The 22,527-nt window shown below is 53.4% G+C and carries 30 protein-coding genes; 16 read left to right on the top strand and 14 right to left on the bottom strand.

Annotation, left to right across the window (positions count from 1 at the left end):
- Positions 1-23 precede the first annotated feature (23 nt).
- Positions 24-653 carry a LuxR C-terminal-related transcriptional regulator gene (locus E2F51_RS13130; RefSeq protein ID WP_013201209.1) on the top strand — a complete coding sequence of 210 codons (630 nt, stop codon included), beginning with the start codon at positions 24-26 and terminating at the stop codon, positions 651-653.
- A 65-nt stretch (positions 654-718) separates the two neighbouring features.
- Here E2F51_RS13130 and E2F51_RS13125 read toward each other — a convergent pair whose 3' ends face one another.
- The 4 genes from E2F51_RS13125 to E2F51_RS13110 form a co-directional block, all read right to left on the bottom strand.
- On the bottom strand, positions 719-1,324 hold the full coding sequence (locus tag E2F51_RS13125; RefSeq protein ID WP_134823661.1) for a TetR/AcrR family transcriptional regulator: 606 nt from the start codon (positions 1,322-1,324) through the stop codon (positions 719-721).
- A gap of 79 nt (positions 1,325-1,403) precedes the next feature.
- On the bottom strand, positions 1,404-2,159 hold the full coding sequence (locus tag E2F51_RS13120) for an alpha/beta fold hydrolase (protein WP_134823660.1): 756 nt from the start codon (positions 2,157-2,159) through the stop codon (positions 1,404-1,406).
- Between the two features lie 136 nt (positions 2,160-2,295).
- A complete protein-coding gene (locus tag E2F51_RS13115; RefSeq protein WP_134823659.1) occupies positions 2,296-2,976 on the bottom strand; it encodes a type 1 glutamine amidotransferase domain-containing protein in 681 nt (226 codons plus the stop codon).
- Positions 2,977-3,277: 301 nt separating this feature from the next.
- Positions 3,278-3,763, bottom strand: coding sequence for an OsmC family protein (locus E2F51_RS13110; RefSeq protein ID WP_134823658.1), 486 nt, complete (start codon positions 3,761-3,763; stop codon positions 3,278-3,280).
- Positions 3,764-3,832: 69 nt separating this feature from the next.
- Here E2F51_RS13110 and E2F51_RS13105 point away from each other — a divergent pair, with 69 nt between their 5' ends.
- Positions 3,833-4,474 (top strand): GntR family transcriptional regulator, encoded by a 642-nt coding sequence (locus E2F51_RS13105; protein WP_134823657.1) that lies wholly within the window; start codon positions 3,833-3,835, stop codon positions 4,472-4,474.
- Between the two features lie 121 nt (positions 4,475-4,595).
- A complete protein-coding gene (locus tag E2F51_RS13100; RefSeq protein WP_134823656.1) occupies positions 4,596-5,066 on the top strand; it encodes a GNAT family N-acetyltransferase in 471 nt (156 codons plus the stop codon).
- Positions 5,067-5,088: 22 nt separating this feature from the next.
- On the opposite strand, the gene E2F51_RS13095 is transcribed toward E2F51_RS13100, so the two are convergent.
- Complete coding sequence (locus tag E2F51_RS13095) at positions 5,089-5,856, bottom strand: helix-turn-helix transcriptional regulator (protein ID WP_134823655.1); 768 nt, start codon at positions 5,854-5,856, stop codon at positions 5,089-5,091.
- A 107-nt stretch (positions 5,857-5,963) separates the two neighbouring features.
- Between E2F51_RS13095 and E2F51_RS13090 the strand changes: the two genes are divergently transcribed.
- The 5 genes from E2F51_RS13090 to E2F51_RS13070 all read left to right on the top strand — a co-directional run bounded on the left by E2F51_RS13090 (position 5,964) and on the right by E2F51_RS13070 (position 8,733).
- Positions 5,964-6,752, top strand: coding sequence for a sulfite exporter TauE/SafE family protein (locus E2F51_RS13090; RefSeq protein ID WP_134823654.1), 789 nt, complete (start codon positions 5,964-5,966; stop codon positions 6,750-6,752).
- A gap of 61 nt (positions 6,753-6,813) precedes the next feature.
- A complete protein-coding gene (locus E2F51_RS13085; RefSeq protein ID WP_134823653.1) occupies positions 6,814-7,266 on the top strand; it encodes a GNAT family N-acetyltransferase in 453 nt (150 codons plus the stop codon).
- A 132-nt stretch (positions 7,267-7,398) separates the two neighbouring features.
- Positions 7,399-7,590, top strand: a complete 192-nt coding sequence (locus tag E2F51_RS13080; protein ID WP_134823652.1) for a hypothetical protein — start codon at positions 7,399-7,401, stop codon at positions 7,588-7,590.
- Position 7,591: 1 nt separating this feature from the next.
- Complete coding sequence (locus tag E2F51_RS13075) at positions 7,592-8,002, top strand: ASCH domain-containing protein (protein ID WP_134823651.1); 411 nt, start codon at positions 7,592-7,594, stop codon at positions 8,000-8,002.
- A gap of 182 nt (positions 8,003-8,184) precedes the next feature.
- On the top strand, positions 8,185-8,733 hold the full coding sequence (locus E2F51_RS13070; RefSeq protein ID WP_134823650.1) for a glyoxalase superfamily protein: 549 nt from the start codon (positions 8,185-8,187) through the stop codon (positions 8,731-8,733).
- Between the two features lie 107 nt (positions 8,734-8,840).
- Here E2F51_RS13070 and E2F51_RS13065 read toward each other — a convergent pair whose 3' ends face one another.
- The gene (locus E2F51_RS13065; RefSeq protein ID WP_013201198.1) at positions 8,841-9,203 is read right to left on the bottom strand and encodes a DUF4406 domain-containing protein; all 363 of its coding nucleotides are present in this window, start codon (positions 9,201-9,203) and stop codon (positions 8,841-8,843) included.
- Positions 9,196-9,795, bottom strand: a complete 600-nt coding sequence (locus E2F51_RS13060) for a GDP-mannose pyrophosphatase (RefSeq protein WP_134823649.1) — start codon at positions 9,793-9,795, stop codon at positions 9,196-9,198. The genes E2F51_RS13065 and E2F51_RS13060 overlap by 8 nt, the downstream gene beginning before the upstream one ends.
- 86 nt (positions 9,796-9,881) lie before the next feature.
- On the opposite strand from E2F51_RS13060, the gene E2F51_RS13055 reads away from it, so the two are divergent.
- A complete protein-coding gene (locus tag E2F51_RS13055; protein WP_134823648.1) occupies positions 9,882-10,637 on the top strand; it encodes a DeoR/GlpR family DNA-binding transcription regulator in 756 nt (251 codons plus the stop codon).
- A gap of 115 nt (positions 10,638-10,752) precedes the next feature.
- On the opposite strand, the gene E2F51_RS13050 is transcribed toward E2F51_RS13055, so the two are convergent.
- A complete protein-coding gene (locus tag E2F51_RS13050; protein WP_134823647.1) occupies positions 10,753-11,139 on the bottom strand; it encodes a tautomerase family protein in 387 nt (128 codons plus the stop codon).
- Positions 11,140-11,144: 5 nt separating this feature from the next.
- On the bottom strand, positions 11,145-11,447 hold the full coding sequence (locus tag E2F51_RS13045; RefSeq protein WP_041691938.1) for a carboxymuconolactone decarboxylase family protein: 303 nt from the start codon (positions 11,445-11,447) through the stop codon (positions 11,145-11,147).
- Between the two features lie 87 nt (positions 11,448-11,534).
- Here E2F51_RS13045 and E2F51_RS13040 point away from each other — a divergent pair, with 87 nt between their 5' ends.
- The 3 genes from E2F51_RS13040 (at position 11,535) to E2F51_RS13030 (ending at position 14,763) form a co-directional block, all read left to right on the top strand.
- Positions 11,535-12,431 carry a LysR substrate-binding domain-containing protein gene (locus tag E2F51_RS13040; RefSeq protein WP_209215546.1) on the top strand — a complete coding sequence of 299 codons (897 nt, stop codon included), beginning with the start codon at positions 11,535-11,537 and terminating at the stop codon, positions 12,429-12,431.
- Between the two features lie 143 nt (positions 12,432-12,574).
- Positions 12,575-13,327, top strand: a complete 753-nt coding sequence (locus tag E2F51_RS13035; RefSeq protein ID WP_134823645.1) for an NAD(P)-dependent oxidoreductase — start codon at positions 12,575-12,577, stop codon at positions 13,325-13,327.
- A gap of 188 nt (positions 13,328-13,515) precedes the next feature.
- On the top strand, positions 13,516-14,763 hold the full coding sequence (locus tag E2F51_RS13030; protein ID WP_134823644.1) for a diguanylate cyclase domain-containing protein: 1,248 nt from the start codon (positions 13,516-13,518) through the stop codon (positions 14,761-14,763).
- 381 nt (positions 14,764-15,144) lie between these two features.
- On the opposite strand, the gene E2F51_RS24055 is transcribed toward E2F51_RS13030, so the two are convergent.
- The 5 genes from E2F51_RS24055 to E2F51_RS13010 all read right to left on the bottom strand — a co-directional run bounded on the left by E2F51_RS24055 (position 15,145) and on the right by E2F51_RS13010 (position 18,127).
- Positions 15,145-15,306, bottom strand: a complete 162-nt coding sequence (locus tag E2F51_RS24055) for a YnfU family zinc-binding protein (RefSeq protein ID WP_225309779.1) — start codon at positions 15,304-15,306, stop codon at positions 15,145-15,147.
- Positions 15,307-15,791: 485 nt separating this feature from the next.
- Positions 15,792-16,442 carry a metal-binding protein ZinT gene (gene zinT / locus E2F51_RS13020; RefSeq protein WP_134823643.1) on the bottom strand — a complete coding sequence of 217 codons (651 nt, stop codon included), beginning with the start codon at positions 16,440-16,442 and terminating at the stop codon, positions 15,792-15,794.
- A 199-nt stretch (positions 16,443-16,641) separates the two neighbouring features.
- Positions 16,642-16,800, bottom strand: coding sequence for a hypothetical protein (locus E2F51_RS23835; protein WP_167738374.1), 159 nt, complete (start codon positions 16,798-16,800; stop codon positions 16,642-16,644).
- A gap of 154 nt (positions 16,801-16,954) precedes the next feature.
- Complete coding sequence (gene iraP, locus E2F51_RS13015) at positions 16,955-17,305, bottom strand: anti-adapter protein IraP (RefSeq protein WP_013201178.1); 351 nt, start codon at positions 17,303-17,305, stop codon at positions 16,955-16,957.
- 144 nt (positions 17,306-17,449) lie between these two features.
- On the bottom strand, positions 17,450-18,127 hold the full coding sequence (locus tag E2F51_RS13010; protein WP_134823642.1) for a GntR family transcriptional regulator: 678 nt from the start codon (positions 18,125-18,127) through the stop codon (positions 17,450-17,452).
- A gap of 132 nt (positions 18,128-18,259) precedes the next feature.
- Between E2F51_RS13010 and E2F51_RS13005 the strand changes: the two genes are divergently transcribed.
- From E2F51_RS13005 to E2F51_RS12990, 4 genes are read left to right on the top strand one after another with little or no spacing between them, the layout of a single operon-like run.
- Positions 18,260-18,970, top strand: a complete 711-nt coding sequence (locus E2F51_RS13005; protein WP_134823641.1) for a DUF2848 domain-containing protein — start codon at positions 18,260-18,262, stop codon at positions 18,968-18,970.
- Positions 18,971-19,012: 42 nt separating this feature from the next.
- The gene (locus tag E2F51_RS13000; protein WP_134823640.1) at positions 19,013-20,374 is read left to right on the top strand and encodes an amidase; all 1,362 of its coding nucleotides are present in this window, start codon (positions 19,013-19,015) and stop codon (positions 20,372-20,374) included.
- A gap of 59 nt (positions 20,375-20,433) precedes the next feature.
- Positions 20,434-21,081 carry a DUF4286 family protein gene (locus tag E2F51_RS12995; RefSeq protein ID WP_013201174.1) on the top strand — a complete coding sequence of 216 codons (648 nt, stop codon included), beginning with the start codon at positions 20,434-20,436 and terminating at the stop codon, positions 21,079-21,081.
- The gene (locus E2F51_RS12990) at positions 21,078-22,397 is read left to right on the top strand and encodes an MFS transporter (RefSeq protein ID WP_134823639.1); all 1,320 of its coding nucleotides are present in this window, start codon (positions 21,078-21,080) and stop codon (positions 22,395-22,397) included. The genes E2F51_RS12995 and E2F51_RS12990 overlap by 4 nt, the downstream gene beginning before the upstream one ends.
- Positions 22,398-22,527 lie beyond the last annotated feature (130 nt).

Genomic DNA, 22,527 nt, shown 5'->3' with positions numbered 1-22,527 from the left:
CCTACTGTCACGGAGTCCTCGCCATGTTTACACTTGCCGTGCTCGACAGTGATGCCTTTTGCTGCAAAGGCATCGCTGATTATTTTGAGGCCAGGGATATCCGCACATTCTGCTGCCCGGACATGACTGAGCTTGAATTTACCCTCGAAATTCACTCAGTTCAGGTGGTGATCGCCGAACTGGCCACCAGCAAGGATACCTTCTTCCGCTGCGTAAAATTCCTGACGCAGCTTAACCTGCGCTGGCCACATATCCGGCTGATTATATTCACCCAAATCGCTGACCCGGTGCTGATAAAGTACGTTCTGCAACATGTTCCGCACTGCAATATGGTGATGAAAAATGACAGCGTCCAGCAGTTGGCTGCATGCATATTTGCCGGTGCCAGCGGGCATCCTTTTAACAGCTCTTCACAAGCGATGGTATGGAAATATAATCAGGACGAGCACAAAACGCTGACGCCATTAGAGTTCAGGCTGCTTGAACTGATGGCCCGCGGAAAAACCAACAAGCTAATAGCGCCGATTGTTTCGCGCAGCAATAAAACCATCAGCAGCCACAAACAAAACATCATGAAGAAGCTCGGCTGCCGCAACGTTGTTGAACTGCACAACAAACTATTCAAACTCGATATGTTGCAGAGAATAAAATAGACAAGGTCGGGTGTGCGCGTGGCGTTGAGAAGGGATAAGAACCTTAACGAAGGCATATCCCCCGGTTAAGGGGTGATATGAATAATTTTTCGGGTGGTGATCATGGCTGAGTCGAACGGGCCGGTATGTCGAACAATCTTGACCATGACGCTTGCGCCCAGCCAAAGCTGATAGAGGCTTTCTGCCACGGTGCGAGGCGGCTCGTCGATGGCAAGCGATCCCTCGGCGACACCTGTTTCTAACGCTTCCGACAGGCGTGAGATGATGCCAGACGTGCCCGCCTCCAATGCTAAGCGCATGCTGTCCGACAGGTCGGCAACTTCAGCCCCCAGCTTCACCGCCAGGCATTTACCCTGACAATCAGAAAATGACTGCGACGCCTGCCACTGCTGGAAGTAGTTCATCAGTCGCTGCGCCATCGTCAGACCCGGCTGGCCCAGCGTTCTGTCGATATCCGCCAGATAGTCATCAAAATAGTGGCTCAACATATCCACGCCAAACGCTTCCTTCGAACCAAAGTAATGGTAGAAAGAGCCTTTTGGCACACCGGCATCTTTGAGTATTTCATTCAATCCGACGGCAGAGAATCCTTTACCGGCCATAATGCGCTGGCCGGTAGCAAGGATGTGATCGCGGATTTCATGATTATGGAGTGAAGTTGTCGTATTCATCGGCATAATTTATCAGGGGCTAGACCAGTCGTCTATAGACAGGTTAGCGCTGTTAGCGCCTCGCAGGCTTACTCTTTGTTTACCGGGATAAACTCTCCGCCGCTTTTTCAATCACTGCCGCAATTTTTTCCGGCTGTGAGGCATAAATGGCGTGGTTGCCCTTCAGTTCCGTCACGGTGCTGTGAGCACGTTTCGCCATGAAGCGCTCTAATTCGGGATTAATCGCCCTGTCCTGGGTGGCAACAACCGCCCAGCTTGGCTTGGTTTTCCAGGCAGGAACGCCAGCGGCAGCCGTAAATGCGGCGACGGCAGGCATCACCTGGGAACGCGCCAATAAATCCGTCTCTTTAACGGGTAAATCTGCCGCAAAGTCAGCGTGGAAGTTTTCCGGTTTGATATAGAGGAAGTGATCCGCTGTTTCGGTAATTGACTGGGCGGCTGCCGGCATTTGTTTTGCCAGACTCAGCAAGGATTCGCCTTGCTCAGGCTGAAACGCAGCGATATAGACCAGCCCCGCGACAGAAGCCTCATTTCCCGCGTCACTGATGATCATCCCGCCGTAGCTATGGCCCACCAGCAACGATTTTCCCTGCTGTAGTGCCAGAACGCGCCGGGTGGCCGCAACATCATCCGCCAGTGAGGTTTGCGGCTCCTGAACTATCGACACCTTATAGCCCGCTTTATCCAGAATGCGCGCCACCGGGTTCCAGCCCGATCCATCAACAAAAGCCCCGTGAACCAAAACAATGTTTTTTACCGGCTCAGCCACAGACGACTGCGCATAGACAAACAAAGCCAGACTTAATGCCAGCGTGGTCAAAGATTTTTTAAACATGATGATTTTCCTTCAATGGTGACGTTGAGCCAGACGCTCTGATACAACGTCTGATAGCCCGATAAGTTGATGGACCGTGCTGGATAATCCTTTGCCTTGGGGCGCTTAGCCTGCGCCCCTCCGGCGTGATTACCCTTTATGCACCCAATTGCTTAATCAGCTGGGCTGCAGTTGCGGCCGAAGATCCTGGGTTTTGCCCGGTGATCAGCAGGCCATCGCTCACCACATATGAACCCCAGTCTTCCCCTTTGGAATAGATCCCGCCTTTGGCGATCAGCTCGTCTTCAACCAGGAAAGGCACAATCTGGGTCAGCCCTACCCCTTCTTCTTCGCTGTTGGTAAATCCGGTGACCTTGCGGCCCTCGACCAGTGGTTTTCCCGCTGCCGTTTTAACGTGACGCAGCACGCCTGGCGCATGACATACCAGCGCAACGTGCTTGTTCGCCGCGAGGAAAGATTCGATCAGGCTGATGGAGTGTTTATCTTCAGCCAGGTCCCACAGCGGACCGTGTCCACCTGGATAGAAAACGGCGTCGTAATCTGCGGATGACACGCTGTCGAGACGGACCGTTTCAGCCAGTTGGGCCACAGCCGCGGCGTCAGCTTCAAAGCGGTGGGTCTGGTCAGTCTGGAAATCCGGTTCATTACTTTTCGGGTCTAACGGTGGGTTGCCGCCTTTCGGTGAAGCCAGCGTGACTTCGGCGCCGGCATCCTTAAACGCATAGTAAGGCGCGGCCAGCTCTTCCAGCCAGAAGCCGGTTTTACGTCCGGTATCACCCAGTTTGTCGTGTGAGGTTAAGACCATAAGAATTTTCATCGTTACTCTCCTGCAAGTTAGGTTGGTCGACTGAATTAGACCAGTCGTCTTGTAATGGGGTAAATGTCGACCGCATATCGGTGCGATGGCGTTAAACTAACAACAATTAGACCAGTCGTCTATAGGTTTTTTCAAAAAGGTTTCGAAGGGGTGTGACTGGCGCTTTTTGGAAGGGGCTGCGAGAGCTCTTGGGAAGGTGCAGTAAGAGCCTCTGGCAAAGAGGAAGCATCCGTTAAAAGCCATATCGCCGTTTTCAGGAAAATCAAAACCCTTTCGAAAGCGGCGTTGTTTATACCGGGCCCTACTCCGAAGAATGCACGTCCTCAGAGAGGATAAATTCAGGCTCACAGGTCACCGGGAAATTTACGGACCTGGCAATAAAGCATACTTTATGGATTTCATGGTGAATAGCCGTTGCAGCATCAATATTTGTACCGGCTACCACAGTAATTTTGGGTTTGAGGATTGCTGATATGAAGCGGCCTGCGCCACTCTTTAAAATCTCACCCGTTGCTTGTGGTGAGTCCTCGTATTCCAGCACGGTGATGCCAGCATCCGACGCCAGATGCAAATACCACAGCATATGACAGGCAGAAAGAGACGATATCAGCAGATCTTCCGGATTCATTTTACCGGGGTCGCCACCCAGTAGCGGATCGTTAGAGCAATGGATGATTTCCTTCCCAGCGGCTGAAATGTCCCATGTGCGGGCATAAGAACGGTAACCCGATGTCCCGGTCCCCAGATTTCCCGTCCAGGACAGGTGTGACGAATAGGTGTGTTGCATAAATTTCACGCTCCGGCATTGAATGTGGCATAATGGTATACCATTTAATGGCCAGGTAAAGAAGGTTTTATGAGTACGGTGATCCTTTCAACTGCGGACATGCTTGCCCGTGAACTTAAAATTTTAATTAACACCGGCGCGTTGCGGGATGGCGATCGCCTTGTTGAAAGAGACCTCGCCAGCCAGTTTTCTGTCAGCCGCATCCCGCTGAGAGAAGCGATCCAGAAACTTGAGCGGGAAGGTTTGGTAGACGTTTACCGAAACCGGGGAGCCGTTGTCAGAACCCTTACTGCCAGCGACGTTGACGAAATTTACCCACTTCGGGCATTGCTGGAAGGCGATGCAATCTTCCAGAGCGTGCAAAACATGGATGCCGAAACCCTTACGCGCGCAGAGCTTGTGCACAAGCTTCTGGGTAGCGCGACGGAATCAACGTTGCAGGGACAGTACAATCGGGAATTTCATGAACTGCTTTATCGGCGCTGTAAAAATCAACGCCTGCTGAAGATGATTACTGAACTACGCGAGCAGGTAGAGAGATATGAGCACTTACAGCATCGATTGCTGTCGGAAACGGCTAAGTTTCAGGATGAACATGCGCTTATTTTAAAGGCCTGTCTGGAAGACGATCCCGCTGCTGCGCGCGACCGTACCGTTGAACATATACTTTCAGCCGGACAGGTTCTGAAAAGCTATATTGCCAATCGGTAATCGAAAGAGGCTTCTGTCAGTTAAAAAATTATCGCAACAGAGCCTACGCGATTTTTAACGTCTGGTTTGCTTATTTTATGATAGGTTTAATTTCCCCGACATCTTCTTGGCAGACATTAGCGTGAGCATTTCAGCAATACATGAATGGCGTGAAAATGACTATCTCGTTAGCACGGACAAAGAGAAGCTGGATGTATCGGCCGTGCATCAGTATTTGACGCGGTCAACGTGGGCTAAAGGCATTACTCCCGACATCGTCTCTGCTTCAATTGATAACAGCCTCAACTTTGGTATGTATCACCATCAATCGCAGATTGGTTTTGCGCGTCTGATTACGGACTACGCCACCTTCGCTTATCTGTGCGATGTCTACGTTCTGGACGAATATCAAGGGGATGGGCTGGGAAGATGGCTGATGGAATGCATTCATAACCATCCCGTTTTTGAGCAGCTTCGCAGGATTGTGTTATTCACAACCACGGCGCCATGGCTTTATGAGAAGTTAGGCTATGCACCCGTCAATAAAGAAAATTATGCGTGGACCATCACCCGTCCTGATATTTACCTTGATGGAAAAAAACAGCAGTCATAAAGCCGCTGCGATGCGCCAGCACTTAATTCGGATGATAATGTGAAGGTGCCTGCCCGGTAACGCGGCGGAACATCGTTGCGAAGGATGAGCCATTGTCATAACCCAGTAACAATGCCACTTCCTTGACCGACTTTCCGGTTATCAATAATGCCAACGCGCTGACCACACAGGCTCGCTGACGCCATGCAGAAAATGACATGCCGAGCTGCTGCAGAAAATGGCGGCGAAAGGTGCTGGCGCTCATAAACAGCGCGCTGGCCCAGCGCTCGGCCGGATCGTGGATGGCTGGCGCGAGTAAAAAAGCCTGACAAAGCGCCAATAGTGCAGGCTGCTGCGGCAGGGGAATATCAAACTCGCGTACCGGCATTGCCGCCAGTTCCAGCAACATCAACCTAATCACCGCCCTGTCGCGTTCGCTGTCATACAGCGGCGGCAAATCCACCGCTTCCAGCAATAACTGCCGCAACAGTGGCGATACGCCGATCGCTTCGCAGCGGCTGTTTTTATTTAACGCGGCCGCGCAGGCAGGTTCGATATAGATACTGCGCGTGCTGACGCCGACAAACTTGACGGCATGTAGCGTTTCAGGCGGGATCCACACCGCATGCTGCGGCGGCACCACCCATTCCCCGTAAAGAGTGGATACGTGCATCAACCCGGTTGCGCCATACAACAGCTGCGCGCGGCGATGCTGATGGTGCGGCAGGATAAATCCCTGCGCATAGTCATTGCCGAGCGACACCACGTCACGATCCAGATGATCGTAATCGTCAATTTTTCCGTTGCGCACATCTGCCCCCTTCTGACCGATTTGCAAGGGTAATCGAGCGCTGCGCAAATGGGAAGTGACTCGCCAGCACGGTAAGCTGCTGCATTATTTACCATCAGGACATTCCCTTGAACGATATTGTTATTATCGCACTGGCCGGTTTTACCACCGGCATCACTACCGTGCTGTTTGGCTTTGGCGGTGGCTTTGTGGTGGTGCCGTTTGTCTACCAGTTGTTGCTGCGCCAGCCTGATGTTGCGGGTAATGCGTTGCATATCGCCGTGGCCACCTCGACGGCGGTGATGATTTTTAACGCGGGCTGGGTCAGCTATCGCAACTGGCGCGCGGGTAAGCTTTCATCACAAATTCTTTTTCCGCTGTTAGGGTTTATCGCCATCGGGGCGGTAGCCGGTTCATGGCTGGCAGGAACGATCGGCGAGGCGCTGATTCGCGCCTTGTTTATTGCCTATATGGTGGTGGCGATTGCTGATTGCCTGCTGCGCAAAGGATTCATTGGCGGCAGCGCCCCCCGACGTTTAGCGCCTGTAACCGTAACGGTCGGCGGCGTGCTGATTGGGATGATTGCCGCATTATTGGGCCTGGGCGGCAGCGTGATGACGGTGCCGTTGTTGCGCCGTCACGGCCACACGATGCGCGATTGCATCAGTGCCGCCAACCCGCTTTCACTGCCGGTGGCGCTTTGCGGTGCAACGACCTACGCGATAAGCGGCTGGCATCACATGCCGGCAAGCGGATATCTTGGCTTCATCAACCTGAAAATATTAGCTGTTTTGGTTTTAACCGGTTGGGCGGGTAGTGTATTTAGCCGCAGCAACATCCCCGCGGTACCGGATATCTGGCATGCGCGCGTTTATGTGCTGCTACTGTGCGTGGTCCTGCTGGCGATGCTGATCTAAAGTACGCCTGATGCAACATTCAGATCATCGTCCGCAAACTTAAAACAGAAGGGCATTACTGATGAATGTCACCATCGAGGATATTACCCCGGACTACAGCGGTTTCCTGGAGTTGAAAGCGGAAAGTATCGCCGCTGGATTTAACATGCTGCGCAGGCTGGAAGATAACTGGCTTACCGGGCAAAACCGCTTCGATAAACCCGGTGAAAAACTATCAGGCTTTTATGCAGACGGATTACTGGTTGCCGTATGTGGCTTAAACCAGGATCCCTATATGTCTTCAGTTCGGGTCGGACGCCTCCGTCACCTTTATGTGGGATTTGAATGGAGAAGAAAGCAGGTGGGCATCACTCTTATCAAGGCAATCCTCAAGGATTCTGGCCGTTGGTTTGATTATATCAATACTAATGCCCCCCAATCAGCATTCAGTTTCTATAAAAGTGCAGGTTTTACTCCATTAGTCGGTGTCGATAACGTTACCCACCGTTTGTATCTTAAAGATGCACAGCATTAAACTTCGGCGCGACATCTACAGGTTCGAAAGACGAAATCAGTTTAATACCCTCAAGACAACTTGCTGTATGCATCTATATCGCTATGCTAAAAATTCAGGTAATGACCCGACTCCCCCGTTCAGGACGACGTTATGACAGCTCAGGATCAGATACAAAAAAGTATTCAACAAGCCAATCAGAAAGAACGTCACCAGTGGCGGCACGCCCGCTGGCTTATAAGAGGGATGCAAATCGCCATCTTCCTGTATTTGCTATATCCGATTGTGGTGTGGGTACACCGTGCTAAATTCAGCCCTCAACTCACGGTGATAAAAGGATTTTAAAATGAGTTTAATTGATGAGCTAAACGCGAAATATCCGGATGCTCAAGCATGGTCGTTCGGAGACGATCCTGAGATGGCAAACGAGCTTGCAAGCTTAATTGTTAAAGGGGTCAAAACCGCATCATGCGGCTCGCTTGCCTCATTCCAGGCAGACGAACCCTCACCAAAAATAGGCAGTTATAATATTGTCCTGGACGGACAAGGTACGCCGGTATGTGTTATCCGAGTAGTTTCGCTTCGACGGGTACGTTTCTCTGAAGTGACTGAAGAGTTTGCCAGGAAAGAGGGGGAAGGAGATTTAAGCCTCGAATACTGGAGAAGAGAGCATAAGGCTTTTTTCACAAGGGCTGGCTTTTTCTCTGACGATATGGAGCTTGTGGCAGAAGAGTTTGAGGTGAGTGAAATTCTGTAATCACGAAAACCTTGCCGTCACGCATCTTTACCACAACATCAAACAACCACACGCTGCCTGCCGCTCGCTTCCTTAAAGGAAATGGTGAAAGCATGTTAGTGCTCAACCTCATTGATTAAATCACTCTTGATGGTTGGGATATGGTAATGCGAGCCCCTCAATACCTGACGACAGGAGACAAGATGCTATCTATCGAGCAGGCCAAAAACATGGCCGCAAAGCTAAAAGCCTCACTTGAGCTGCGCGATCAAAAGATTTCTTATGCCACCGCACTCGAAACAGTTTCACACCAGTTGGGCTATCGCGACTGGAACACCGCTGTTGCAACGCTGCCCTCCCAGACGGCAGAACCCCTGCATATCACTCCCTCAGAGATTCAATTCAGTAAACCCATCCCTATTCTGCGCAGCTTTGATGAGCGAAAAGCCCGTGAGTTCTATCTGGATTTCCTGTCGTTCAGCGTCGAATTTGAACACCGGTTCGAGCCGAACTTACCCCTGTATATGGGCATTGTCCGCGAGGGTTTGCAGCTACACCTTTCTGAACATCATGGTGACGCCAGCCCCGGCGCAACGATATTTATCCCGATGCAGAATATTGCGTCGTTCAGAGATGAACTACACGGCAAACAATATGGGTACGGCCACCCGGAAATAGTGCAGCAAGATTGGGGCGATGTGATGGAAGTCTATGACCCGTTTGGCAACCGGCTGCGCTTCTGTCAAAGCTGATTCGTAGTGAGTAAATGTGGGGATCGCCACCTGCGCTTTCCCCTTATTAAACCAGGCATGAACTTAGCCCTGCCCGCTTTAGCTACAGGCGTTGTTGAACGACTCAATCAGGCTAAGGGGATATCTTCAATTCGGGTATAAATTGCCAGCCCGTGTTTCCGTGCTATTTCGATATCCATATCGGCACCTTTTGAAACGCCTGCAATACGGTACAGGGCATCACACTTGGTGATAAGCCGGTGCGCGACCGGATAGATCATCGCCTCACCTATTTCATCGTCGATAGATTCTGAACCTGCGGCTTTCGCCAGCGGTAACGCCAGCCATTCGCCGATGACCGGAATGTGTCCTCGCTGATAAACCTCCAGCGCGGCCTTTTCCAGACGGGCAAGATTAGCGTCAATCAGCGCTTGTTTTCCTTCGGTTCCGCTACGGTAGGGACCTGCGATAATAATCAGCTGCTTATTCATCGTAACCTCGTAAAATGACTTTTAATGCCACGTGATAAAGTAACATGATGGTTTTACCATCAACGATAAGGCCATTTTCGACTGCGGCAAGCGCGTCTTTCAGGGGCATTTCCAGCACTTCAATGTCTTCCCCTTCAGCCTCTATTCCACCGCCCGCGCTGGTCTTGTCACCTGCATCATATTCAGCAATGTAGAAGTAGAGTTTTTCGGTAACCGACCCCGGACTCATATAGGCTTCGAACACTTTCTGTACCGTAGAAATTTTGAAACCCGTTTCTTCTTCGGCTTCCGCTTTTATGCGTCTTTCAGGGTCCATGTTATCCAGCAGACCGGCCGCTGCTTCAATCAGATAACCCTCGTGACCATTCATAAATACCGGAAAACGAAACTGACGAGTCAGGATTACCGTTTCCCGCTCACGGTTATAGAGCAGTACGGTGGCGCCATTGCCCCGATCGTAGACCTCACGCGTTTGTTGCTGCCAGTCACCGTTTCGCCGTTGAATATCAAAGGTGTATTTCTTTAAAGAATACCAATCATCGGAAAGAATTTTTTCGTTGACGATCCGTACTTCTGCACGTTTTGGTTGCATACTCCCTCCTCCATACGTAGGATTATCATCATAAGCAGCACTTTCGTGCAAATTCAAGAATTATCGTGCAAACCAGGAATAATGACATGCTCACCAGCCAACGGAAACAACGCATCCTTGAACAGCTTCTGAAGGAAGGACAGGTACTCTCGAAGGATCTGAGTGTTCGCTTTGAGGTCTCAGAAGACACCGTTCGGCGTGATTTACGCGAGCTTGCCGCGGAAGGCCGTTTGCAGCGTGTGCACGGAGGTGCGCTGCCTTCTTCTTCAGCCACCGCCACGTTTTCCGAGCGTAAGTCATTAAAAACTGATGCTAAAAGGAAGGTTGCGCAAAAAGGGGCAGAACTGATCTCTTCAGGCCAGGTGGTGATTATTGATGGCGGCACCACCACCTCAGAACTCATTGCCTGTATCCCTGATGACCTGCGCATCACCGTGGTCACGCACAGCCCGAGCATTGCCCTGGGACTCATTGAGCACCCTTCAATTGAGGTGATTTTGATTGGCGGACGGCTGTTCAAACACTCAGTTGTGACCGTTGGTGCAGCAACAATTGAAGGCATTGGCAAAATTCAGGCCGATATTTTCTTTATGGGTGTCACCGGCGTCCATGCCGAGGCGGGATTAACCACCGGTGATTACGAAGAAGCGTGCATCAAACGTGCATTTTCCGGCAGAGCGGCAGAAACGGTCGTGCTGGTCTCTCCTGAAAAGATCAACGCCGCGTCACCCTTTGTTATTGGTGACCTCGGGTTGATCGACACGATCGTGGTGGATAGCGCAGCCGATGAGAATTGGGTTCGCAGCATTGAAGAAAAAGGCGTCACGGTGATGAAAGCGTAATTGCAACGACCTTGCAGGGTGGTCCGGCAATGAACGGCCTGGATTAGTTTTAGCGCAGAACAATTCGCGCTAACTAACGCCATTATTCCCCGCCAGCCTGGTTGTATGGCGATCGTCATTGCTCTTCAGACAGCATCCGCCCCTGACTGAAACTCCACTCCTCGGCGCTGTTAAACTGAATCATTACCATCACATCATCCGGCTGAATATTCAGGTCACCGTGCAGCCTGTCGCACAATACGCGGCTCAGGTTTTGCTTTTGTGCAAATGAACGCGGCTTGCCCGCAAGGATATGGAACTGAATAAAATTATCGCTACGTCCGCCACTTTTATAATCGCGGTCATACACGCGGAGTCTGGCAGGCACTTCTTCGAAAACCTGAAAGCGATCGCTGGGCGGCACGGCAAACTCCTGCTCAAGACTCTGTTGCAGGATGTCGGAGATTTGCATTATCTGCGCGTGGCTGTATCCCTGGCGCAATATGATTCGCGTAAAAGGCATCTCTGTTATTCCTCTTCCAGACAGGTCAGTGCAGAAACTGCGGCTGGCCAGCCAGCGTAAAATGCCAGGTGCGTGAAGGCTTCGACGATCTGTTCACGCGTCAGGCCATTTTGTTGCGCGAAATCGATATGCCAGGGTAACTGTTGCACGCGGCCCAGCGCTGTCAGCGCACCCAGCGTAAGCAGGCTGCGTTCGCGCGGCGTCAGCGCTTCACGTTTCCAGATATCATTGAAAAGGATCTCCTGACTCAGTTCGGCCAGCTTCGGCGCCAGCTTTGCCAGGGTTTCCCGATTAAGGGATTTCGCCATCATCTTTCTCCTTATTGACAGTGAAGCGAGTCTGACGAAATACTTTCATCCTGAAAATCAAATTAAACGCGATCATAAGTCCCGTTTATCAGGATGATTATGGAAAAGTTAACTCTGACCCTGGATCTCGATGCCCTGCGCAGCTTTGTGACCGGCATTGAGTGCGGCAGTTTTGCGCTGGCGGCAACCCGGCTTTGTCGTTCCACCTCCGCAGTCAGCGCGCAACTGAAGAAACTGGAACATCAATGCGGTGCCGAACTGGTGGTTAAGAACGGACGCCATCTGATGCTAACCCCTAACGGAGAAATCTTAATGGGTTATGCCCGTCGGCTGCTGGCGCTGAATGATGAGGCGCAGCGTGCAGTGAAAGGCGAGCTGTTACAGGGGGAAATCCGCATTGGGTTGCAGGAAGACTTTGGTGAGTCGCTGATGCCCGGAATCCTCGGCGAGTTTACACGCCACCATCCGGGAATGCGGATTATTGCCCGCGTGGACCGCAACCAGGCGCTGCTTAATGCGCTTGATAATAACGCTCTGGATATGGCGCTGTTATGGCAGCCGGAGAACGCACAGCGTGAGGGCAAACTGATTAGCCACTTCCCGCTTGAGTGGATACAGCATGCAGAATTTGACGTCAGCACGCTGCTGGAGCATGGCGAACCCTTGCCGCTGGTGATGTTTGATAGCCCGTGCCTGATGCGCACACCTGCCCTCGCCTGCCTGGACCGGGCTGGCATTCCCTGGCGGGTGGTATTTGTCAGCCACAGCCTGAGCGGTATCTGGGCGGCGGTTCAGGCAGGACTGGGGATTACCGTGCGAACGCGCGTGGGGATGCCGGATAGTCTGCGCGTGACGGGCAGCATTTTGCCTTCGCCGGGGAACCTGGGGATTACGCTACAACAGGGACAACGGAATGAAGCGAATGCTGACGCGCGGACGGTACTGGGACACCTGATGGAGCAGGCTCTGCTCAGCGTGAAGTAAAGATTACTTTTATCCCTGACCTTCATCACGGCGGATTGTTTGCCATAATTCCATGCGGCTCAGACTTACAGACCGCCATGACCGAGCTAAACTCGTTTGGTATCAGCCCGATGATGAATTAACGAAACAAGGGATCCGGCACGATGACGGTAAAAACAATTCTGCTTACAGGTGCCAGCGGCCGTATTGGGCGCACCTATTTTAATAAGATGCGCGAGACCTATAACTTTATTCTTACTGACCGGAACGTACCGGACTATGAGATTGAATCACCTCACCGGTTTATTGCCGCGGATCTGTCGACGCCGGGTGCGGCTGCAAAACTGCTGTCCGCTGAGCCACCTGATGCGATCGTGCACCTGGCCGGGATTCCAGACGCCGATGCGGAATTCGAACAGCTCTTGCCGGCCAACATCCTCTCCATCACCTGGCTGCTGGAAGCGGCGGCAGCCACCACATGTCGTCGCTTTGTTTTTGCCAGCAGTGCCCAGACCATTGAAGGATATCCGGTTGACGTGCAAATCTCTCCGGGTATGGCCGTCGCGCCGGCCAATCTGTATGGCGTCACCAAATGCTACGGCGAGGCGCTCTGTTCTTTTTATGCCACTCAACATGGCCTGTCATCTGTCGCGCTCAGGATCGGCGCCTTTGAAACCCGACATGCGGATGCGCTCAACAATGCCCGCGACTACAGCGCCTGGCTCAGCCCGGAAGATGCCGTGAAGCTCATCACCTGCGCGATTGAAGCCAGGGATATAACCTTCTTTATCGGCTACGGCATTTCGGATAACCGCTTTAAGCGATTCGATCTGTCCGAGACCCGCAAGGTGCTGGGTTACCAGCCGGTCGATGATGCCTTCCGTGAGTTTTATCCCGGGCCGGAGCTTTTCCGCTAACCGGATCACGCCCGTAGCCTGATAAAGGTTTCATTAAAGGTTGTGGGCCGATTGGCCGATATACGCAGTCACAACCTTCTTTACCTGAACGCGTCATCGATAATTCCCGCTCAATTCTGCAGGCAAAATGGCATCGTAGAAACCGCTGTCAGACAGGCCCGCGTCAGCAAACACCGGATCCAACCATCATGAACACTGTGATCAAACCTACCCTCTCCGCCGTTTGGTCCATGGACGCCCAAGGCTTATGCATCGCCAGTCAGGAAAGCCCCGCAGGCCTGATGCCTGCGCTGAAAGGCGTCACGCTTTGTGCCTGGCTAAGGCTGGCACAGGTTGATGATGATGCGAAGATCGCGCTGCAACTGGCTGCGGCGTTGGAATGTGTGACGCCTTTTAGCCTCGAAGTGCCTATCCAGTGCCTGGACGGAACGACGCGGCGGGTGATTGTCTCCGGCCTGCCGGATCGCCAACCCGGTGTGCCTCGCCTGCGTTACAGCGGCTTTATTCTGGATATCACCGCACAGCGTAAAGCGCTGGAAGACGCGCTGCGCACCGCGGCGGAATACCGTCTGTTGATTGAAAACAGTACGGATTTGATCGCCCACTGCGACGCGGACGGCAGGTACGTTTCGATTTCGCCCTCTTACAGCAAAATGATCGGCTGGTCAGCCGATGAGATGACCGGCCAGCGGGTGGTGGATTTCCTGCATCCCGACGACCGCGCATCCGCCACAGAAGTATTGGAACACCTCTTCAGCGGCGGCGAATTGCCGGACGTGGTCGAGGTGCGCAAGCTACATCGCGACGGCCATTACATGACGCTGGGCACCAAGGCTTGCAGCGTCAGCGATCCTTCCTCAGGCAAAAACATCGGCGCCGTGCTGATTTCGCGCGACATTACGCGTGATAAGGAAAGGATGCGGAAACTCGAAAAGCTGGCGACTCACGATACGTTGACCGGATTGCCCAATCGGGCCTGGATCAACGAACAGGTTAGCTGCATGCTCTCGCAGGGCGAAGATCGGGCCTGGACAACGGTGCTGTTTATCGATTTGAATGGGTTCAAGGCGGTCAATGACTCGATGGGGCACGCGACGGGAGATGTCCTGCTGCAGCGGGTCAGCGAGCGGCTACAACACTGTATGCGACCGGGCGACTCGGTAGCACGTATGGGCGGAGACGAATTTGTGGTGGCCGCCAAATGCAGCAATCGCGAGGTGGCGTCGACCATTGCCCAACGCCTGATCGACAGTTTGATAGAGCCCTTTTCTATCAATGGCATCAAGGTACAGGTCGGGGCGGCAATAGGCATCAGCCTCGCACAGTTTGGCACCGCATCGGCCAGGGTGTTATTTGATAATGCCGATAAAGCCATGTACCAGGCGAAAGCCCGGGGTGACGGGTCATATCAGTTTTTTGAGCCACCCGCAGAATAAAAAAAGCCGCCTTCGTGAACTGGACCCCGTTAAATAGTGAGATCCACGTCAGGAAGGCGGCAGATTTAACTGAAATAGCAACGATCAGTGCGGGCGTCGGTCGGGTTTGTTAACACTCTCCTGGACATACAAGGTGCCATCGCTGTGCAAGGTGCCGATACGGCCCGCCTCCAACAGCATTGCTTCTAACACCTCTTCCAGTGCATCTGTACCATGACGCGTTCGCAACAGAACAATTTGCTGACATATGGTTTCTTTACACGTGCCTCCGCGCAAGGCGGATGTGAGCATCAGTGAGGCCCACCTTTTGACTTCCGGGTCTGTGAGCATAAGACCTCCTTCACCCATTAGTGGGTAGCTAAAGTATAGCTCAGCTGGGCCTTAAGGATGGACGACGAACAGGGATTTACAGTGCGGGCAAAGTAGCGTTTGTTCACGGTTCACTTTGGCGAATGACTGTTGTGATGATTTACCGCAAACCGGGCATTTTGTTTGAGAGGTCCCTTTGGTCATTCTGCCCATAAGCTGATTTAAGAAGGACATTATCGTCGACCTTTTTGGTGAATGGGCCTAATCATACCACCGCTGATTATTTTTTATTCTGTTCGTTCTCGCATTCTGCATGAAAGCCATAACGAGAAAAGGCCGCCGGATGGCGACCTCTATAAATACTGCTCCCCATCCGGCGCTTATCTCCGGCACTCGCATTGGCTTAGCTCTTGAAGGGGGCGAAACAGATTATCCCGCAATCCTTAAGATGATTCTTAGCACTTCTTGCTCTGGTTACTATTAGCCTGCTTAGCAATTAATTATTGCCCTGCCCAGCCTAAAGCTGACTAAACTTTGATCAAGGCTGTCTATCTGATGAGATCACTGTATGGTAGTCGCCTCATTGCCCTATTCATGAACATGCTGGGTACTCCTACTATCCGGCAAGTGAGAAGAAGCCCACCTTCGAGTGGGCTTTTTTTCGTCCTGATAAAGGGTAAACGGCGCAGATAATCCCCCCGCTCGGGGCAGTCATCGCCTTAGTGGTGCAGCATTTCGTCAACCACCTGCTCGTCCGTCATCTGGAACGGATAGTAGGTCGGCCAGCTGTCCATTTCGGCCAACAGGGCCTGTTGGGAAGTATTGCCGGTAAAAATATGGAAGTGGGACGATTTACGCGGACCGATAATATGGTCGCTGAACTGCACGAACTTTGGTGCCTTGCTGCTGGCATCAGAGCAGGTGAACAGATAGCGGACACCCTTCTTACCAGAGACATAGTTCAGGATTTTGTAGCCAGCATAGTCATACTTACAGCTACTGACCTGCTCGCCAACGTGGAACTCCATGGTGCCATTCTCGATGCCAATGCTCTCAATATTGGTGGCATAACCTTTGCGGTAATAGGCTTTAATATCGTCGAAGGTTTTACTTTTATCCTTCTGCGCTTTTTTTTTGAATACCGGATCCAGTTCGCCTTTCAACAGCAGCGGATAAACGGATTGCCAGACGCCATCCCAATCCTCAAGCTTGCGGTCCTTAACGTTTTTGTCGTCAAACACCCCATCAGCCGCCTTTTGCTCGATCTCCGTCAACGGCGTACCGTGCGAATGATGACCATGCGACAGCGCCTGTCCGCTAACCAGAAGACTACCCAGAGCTAACGCAAATTTTCCAAAGTGACCCGCCAAAATTGAATCCTCAAAAAGTAACAGAGGATTTAATGTTATGATATAACATATCAAAACTCAACAAGATGTGTTGAAAATGCACCGGGCGGTGTGAAGCGGGGTTAATGCAGACGGATTCAGGACGAAAAAAAACCGCGCTGATGGCGTGGCCCCCGAAATCGGGTATGGCGCACGCCATTCTGGCGGTTTATCAGAGAATTCAGATGTCTTCTCGTGGATCTACGGGCTCATCATCATCTTCAACGGGATTTTCTACATCGTCCGTGCCTAATGGCAATCCGGCTTCATCTTCATCTTCCTCCTCAGGGAACTCTGCATCATCTGGGAGTGGTTCAAGGTCATCGGGACGTTCAGACATACTCACCTCCGTTAGCCCATATGGGTGTATTAACTATAGGAGGTGCTTTTACGCAATAGGTGCCTGACATCACACATCAGGGCGAAAGAAAAAATAAGCTCAGGCCGGTGATGTTGGCACATCACGGCCAGGATTGAAGCCGCTTCAGGCGGCCCTACTTCGGCTGGGGCAAGATCTCCAGTGAATCACCCCCTGCTGCAGCCAGCGCCTCCTGATCGAGTTCGGCATCAGCCTGTTCGATAAGACGCGTCACTTCCAGCAGGTTACGGAATTCGTTCAGCAAAATATCCGCATCGGATCTCAACACATCATCTTGCGAATCAAGTACCGAATTGATGGCTTTGTTAACGCTCTCGACCATTCGGGTCATACCGCCGTTTTTACCCACCGTCAGCGTCAATGCACCGATCAGTAAGGACTGCGCTTCCACCTGTGCGGTTAACTGCTTGGATTCCGCATCCATTTTTGAAATTTTAGCGAGCATGCTAAAGATAACGTTTTTCATTGAAGGTTCCCCCTGGAAACGAAGGATATCTTACCTCTGTAGAAACTTTACTCAAGATGGGCGAGAAGATTTAATACCGCGAATAAAGCAAGCAGCGGGTGAGCGCCCGCTTCAATCGATAACAGGTGCGGTATTGTGAGTCGGTTAGCGGCGCAACAGCGCATGGCGGAATGACAAAATATGCACTTCAGCGGCCTCGGCGGCAGCCTGCCCGTTCCGGGCGGCCAGCGCGCTGATAATCGCCCGATGTTCCTCAATCACTTCCTGCATATGCCCCTCTTTAGACAACGAGCTGGCCCAGAAGCGCTGCGATTGCGCATGCAGCACGCTAAGAATGTCCATCAACATCTTATTGCCAGAAATTCTGGCCAACAGCTGGTGAAACTGGTTATCCAGCAGCATCATCTCGTCACGATCGCGGCGCTCGCTGGCCGCTTCAATCTGCTGATTAATGGCGTCGAGTTCTGACAGTTCCTGAGCCGAAATACGCGAACTCGCCAGCCGCATACACAGCATTTCATTCGCCAGCCGGACGTCAATCAGTTCTAACGCGTCATCCACCGACAGCGGTGAAACCATCACCCCTTTGCGCGGAATAATCTGCAACAGCCCTTCGTTGGCCAAACGGTGGATGGCCTGATTCACCGGCGTCCTGCCCATCGCAAGGTCGCTCATCACCTGCGCGGTATTCAGATATTCCCCTGGCTTGTAACCCAGGGTGACCAATGCCTGCCTGAAACGGCTATACGCCTGTTCGTTTAACGATAGCCCTGACTGTTCGCTCACCGGTCGTTCCTCCGTTTCTGTGACATCAGTCTTCATATCCAGCGCCTGCTGAGAAGATTTTTAGACATTCTACACAAAACATGGCACGGAAATCGCTTATTTGATAAATGAAGTTATAGTGAAATTTCACTGTGTTTTCTATTCAATCAGCAAAAGAGGTGTTTCCCGATGCAACTTACCTTCACACTGCCATCAGCTCATGGTGTTGATAATAATACAAAAAACCACCCCCAAAGCCTGACGATCGACATCAACAAGTTGGTGATCGCCGGATGGGCAGGACGCGATCCTGACGCTATCGCGCACCATATTAGTGAACTGGAAGCCCTGGGCGTGCCCCGTCCGAGTGCAGTTCCCCTCTTCTATCGGGTTGCCGCTAACCAGCTGACACAAAGTCATTCGGTAGAAGTGATTGGCGCCGCCAGCTCTGGCGAAGCCGAAGTGTTTATCTTCACCCATCAGGGCGAGGTGTTTGTCTCACTGGCCTCCGATCACACCGATCGTGAGCTGGAATCGCACAGTGTGGCGCTCTCCAAACAACTGTGTGTGAAGCCCGTGGCGACGCAGGCCTGGAGAATGACCGAGGTCGCCGGGCACTGGGACCAGCTGATCCTGCGTGCATGGATAAAAGAAGACGGCGAATTCCGCCTGTATCAGGAAGGCACGCTCGCCAGCCTGCGCAAACCTGATGACCTGCTAAGCCGCTATCTGCCTGATGGTGAGGTGCCGGCTGAAGGACTGGGGATGACCTGCGGCACCGTCGCGGCAATAGGTGGCATTCGTCCTGCAACGGAATTCCGTATGGAACTGGTTGATGAGCAGTTGGGCCGCCGCATTTGCCACGACTATCACAGCCTTGAATTACCGGTTATCGCCTGAGCCTGACCCCGATCGTCATCCTTTGAAACTGGGAGTATCGCCATGAATTCTTACCCCTCTTTAAGCCTGCAACAGGCCATCGAACAACTGGAGCTTGGTACGGTGACCTCCGTGCAGCTGACCGAACAGGCACTGGCGGCGATCGCTGCTCGCGAAGGTGAAGGCTCGCGGGCCTTTACCCAAGTGTATGCGCAGTGGGCACGCGAGCAGGCTGAAGCCTCGGCTCAGCGCCGGGCGGCCGGCAATGCGCTTTCGCCGCTGGATGGCGTGCCGGTGTCGATCAAAGACCTGTTTGACCTGCAGGGTGAAGCCACCACCGGCGGCTCGACCGTGCTGGCGGATGCGCCCGTCGCCGAATCCCATGCGGCGATTGTCGACAAGCTGTTGCAAGCCGGTGCGGTGATCGTCGGTAAAACCAATATGACTGAATTTGCCTATTCCGGTCTCGGAATTAATCCGCACTACGGCACGCCGGCAAATCCCTGGGATCGCGCTGCACGCCGTATTCCTGGCGGATCGTCCTCCGGTGCCGCCGTGTCGATCAGCGATGGCATGTCTCTCGGGGCAATCGGCAGCGATACCGGCGGATCGGTGCGTATTCCGGCGGCGTTCTGCGGTCTGACCGGCTACAAACCCACCGCACGCCGAATTTCACTGGCCGGCGTATTGCCGCTTTCGGCGTCACTCGACTCTGTCGGCACCCTGGCTCACGACGTCTTAAGCTGCGTCGCACTCGATGCGGTGATAGCCGACCGGCCGTTATCGCTGACGGTAAAAAATCTTGCCGACGCCCATTTTGCAGTGCCCCAGACGGGGGTGCTGGAGGGCCTGGATACCCAGGTGGCCGCCGCGTTTGAGCGCGCGGTGCTGGCGATTAAGCAGGCGGGCGCACAGGTATCTGCCATTCCGCTGACGGAAATCGCCGAGCTTTCCGCCATTAATGCCAGCGGGGGGTTTACCGCGCTGGAGTCCTGGGAATGGCACCAGCCGCTGATCGCGCAACGGGCTGACGGTTATGACCCGCGCGTGGTATCGCGTATTCGTCGCGGTGAAGTCCTGGGTGAAGCCGATCGCCAGCGCCTGGTGGAACAGCGCGCCGACTGGCAAACGCGCGTCAGCCACATCGTTCAGCAATATGACGCGCTGTTAATGCCCACCGTGCCGTTTATTGCCCCGCGCATTGCCGATCTTGAAGCCGATGAGGACGCCTATTTCCGCGTCAACGGCGCGGCACTGCGCAATCCGTCGGTGATCAACTTCCTTGATGGCTGCGCCGTCTCTTTGCCTTGTTCGGCAAAGGGTCAGGCACCGGTCGGCTTAATGGTCGCGGCGTTACCCATGCAGGACGACGCGCTGATGAGCTGGGCGCTGGCGATTGAGACCGTGCTTAAAGCACACCAATAACAGACAGATAACCGCAAACACCTCTTCTCACCATGACACTGAAAACGGCAGGACTAATGATGACTTCTCCAAAAAATCAGGGCATGCTTTTTGTCGCCACCGACGTCGCCGCACAGGATGAAGCGGATTTTAACCACTGGTACGATCGCGAACACGTTGAAGAACGCGTAAGAATTGAAGGTTTTCGCTCTGGTACGCGCTATCAGTCGCTGCAAGGCGGACGCAAATATCTTGGCCTGTATAAAACCGACTCGCTGGAAAGCTTCACTTCCCCGGCGTATCACGCGGCCTTCACGCAACAAACGGCCTGGTCGCAGGCCTGTCTGCAAAAAATGCAGTCACCGATGCGCCGGGTGTGCACCATCAGCGCCCAGGTTGGCCTGGGCTCTGGCAGCCATCTCGCCATTTTGACCCTGGCCGCGGGCATCGCGGAAAGCAACATTGCCCAACTGGGTGAAACGCTGTTCGCGCAGCCTGGCTTCATTCATTCCAGCCTGTTAACGCCGGACGCGACGCTCAGCACACCGCTGCCGAAAGAATCCCCTGACAACCGGCAGCTTCTGCCGATGATGCTGATTGAATCCAGCAGCGCTGAAGCCTCGCAAAGGCTGGCGTCCCAGGCCTGTGATGCGCTGGCACTTCGCCACAATGACGTCATGCATTACGCGCTCGGCTGGCAGTTGACCGCGCAGGAGGTGAAATCATGAGTGTGTCATCTACTGATACCCTGCGGCCAAAAACTGCCAGCGCTGAACAGACGCCGCCCAAAACCGGTCGTCTGGCGGCGGCCAGTTCAATCGGTACCGCGCTGGAATGGTATGACTTTACCGTCTACAACATCATGGCCGCGCTGATTTTCAACCACGTCTTTTTCCCGTCGTTTGACCCGCTGGTGGGCACCATTCTGGCCTTCTCAACCTATGCGGTCGGCTATGTCTCGCGCCCGGTTGGCGGCATGATCTTCGGTCATTTGGGCGATGTGCTGGGGCGTAAGTTCGTGCTGGTGACCACGCTGGTGATCATGGGCGTCACCACCGCGCTGATGGGCCTGCTGCCGGGCTACGCTAGTTGGGGGATCTGGAGTCCGCTGCTGCTGGTCAGCCTGCGCTTTATTCAGGGCATCGCACTGGGCGGCGAATGGGCGGGTGCGGTGTTGCTGTCGATGGAGCATGGCAAACCGGAACAGCGTGGCCGCAACGCGTCATTCGCTCAGGTTGGACCGTCCTGTGGCACGCTGATTGGCACCGGATTGATCACGCTGGTGACGGTGTTCCTGTCGCCAGAAGACTTCCAGCAATGGGGTTGGCGTATTCCGTTCGTACTCAGCCTGCTGCTGGTGATTTTTGGTTTATGGCTGCGCCGTGGCGTTGGTGAAACGCCCGCTTTCCTGGCGTTAGAAAAAGCGAAAAATACCACCCACACGCCGGTCAAAGAGGTGTTTACTCACCATCTGCGTCCGCTGCTGGTGGCGGGCGGCGCCCGCATCGGCTCAGATGTGCTGTATGCGCTGGTGGTGGTGTTTACGCTGACCTACGTCACGACCGTGCTGCACCTGCCGCGTCCGGTGGCGCTGATGGCGACCATGCTCGGGGCGCTGGGCAACGCCATCACCGTACCGATGTTTGGCGCGCTGTCCGATCGGTGGGGACGTCGCCCGGTGTACATCATGGGCGCGGTGCTGGCGATCGTCTGGTCCTTCGTGTTCTTTATGCTGCTCGATAGCGCCCATCCGGTATTGATCTGCCTGGCGGTTATCGGTGGCCTGCAGGTTCACGCCATCATGTATGGCCCGCAGGCGGCGTTTGTTACCGAGCAATTCCCGACCCGCGTGCGCTACGCAGGCTCTTCGTTAGCCTATACGCTGTCGGGAATTGTTGGCGGCGGCTTCGCGCCGCTGATCATTACCACGCTGTTTACCGAGTTCAGCACTACGTTAGCGGTATCCTGTTATGTCTCGGTGGCGCTGATTGTCACCTTACTGGCGGTGTTGGCGGCGAAAGAAACCGCCAGGAAACCGCTGTAACCCCAGGCTTTCCCCCCTTATGAAACAAAACCTGCGCCAGCCCTGAACCGGCGCAGGTTCCCCTCCGCCTGTTTTTATACATAAAACCGCGATTTATTTTTCCCTCCGCGAAACTTTCCGCAGCGTGACA

It is taken from the genome of Erwinia sp. QL-Z3 (genome assembly GCF_004551645.1).
GTDB lineage: Bacteria > Pseudomonadota > Gammaproteobacteria > Enterobacterales > Enterobacteriaceae > Erwinia > Erwinia billingiae.
Note: the sequence above shows the minus strand (reverse complement) of the source record. Positions and strands in the feature narration are given on the sequence as shown.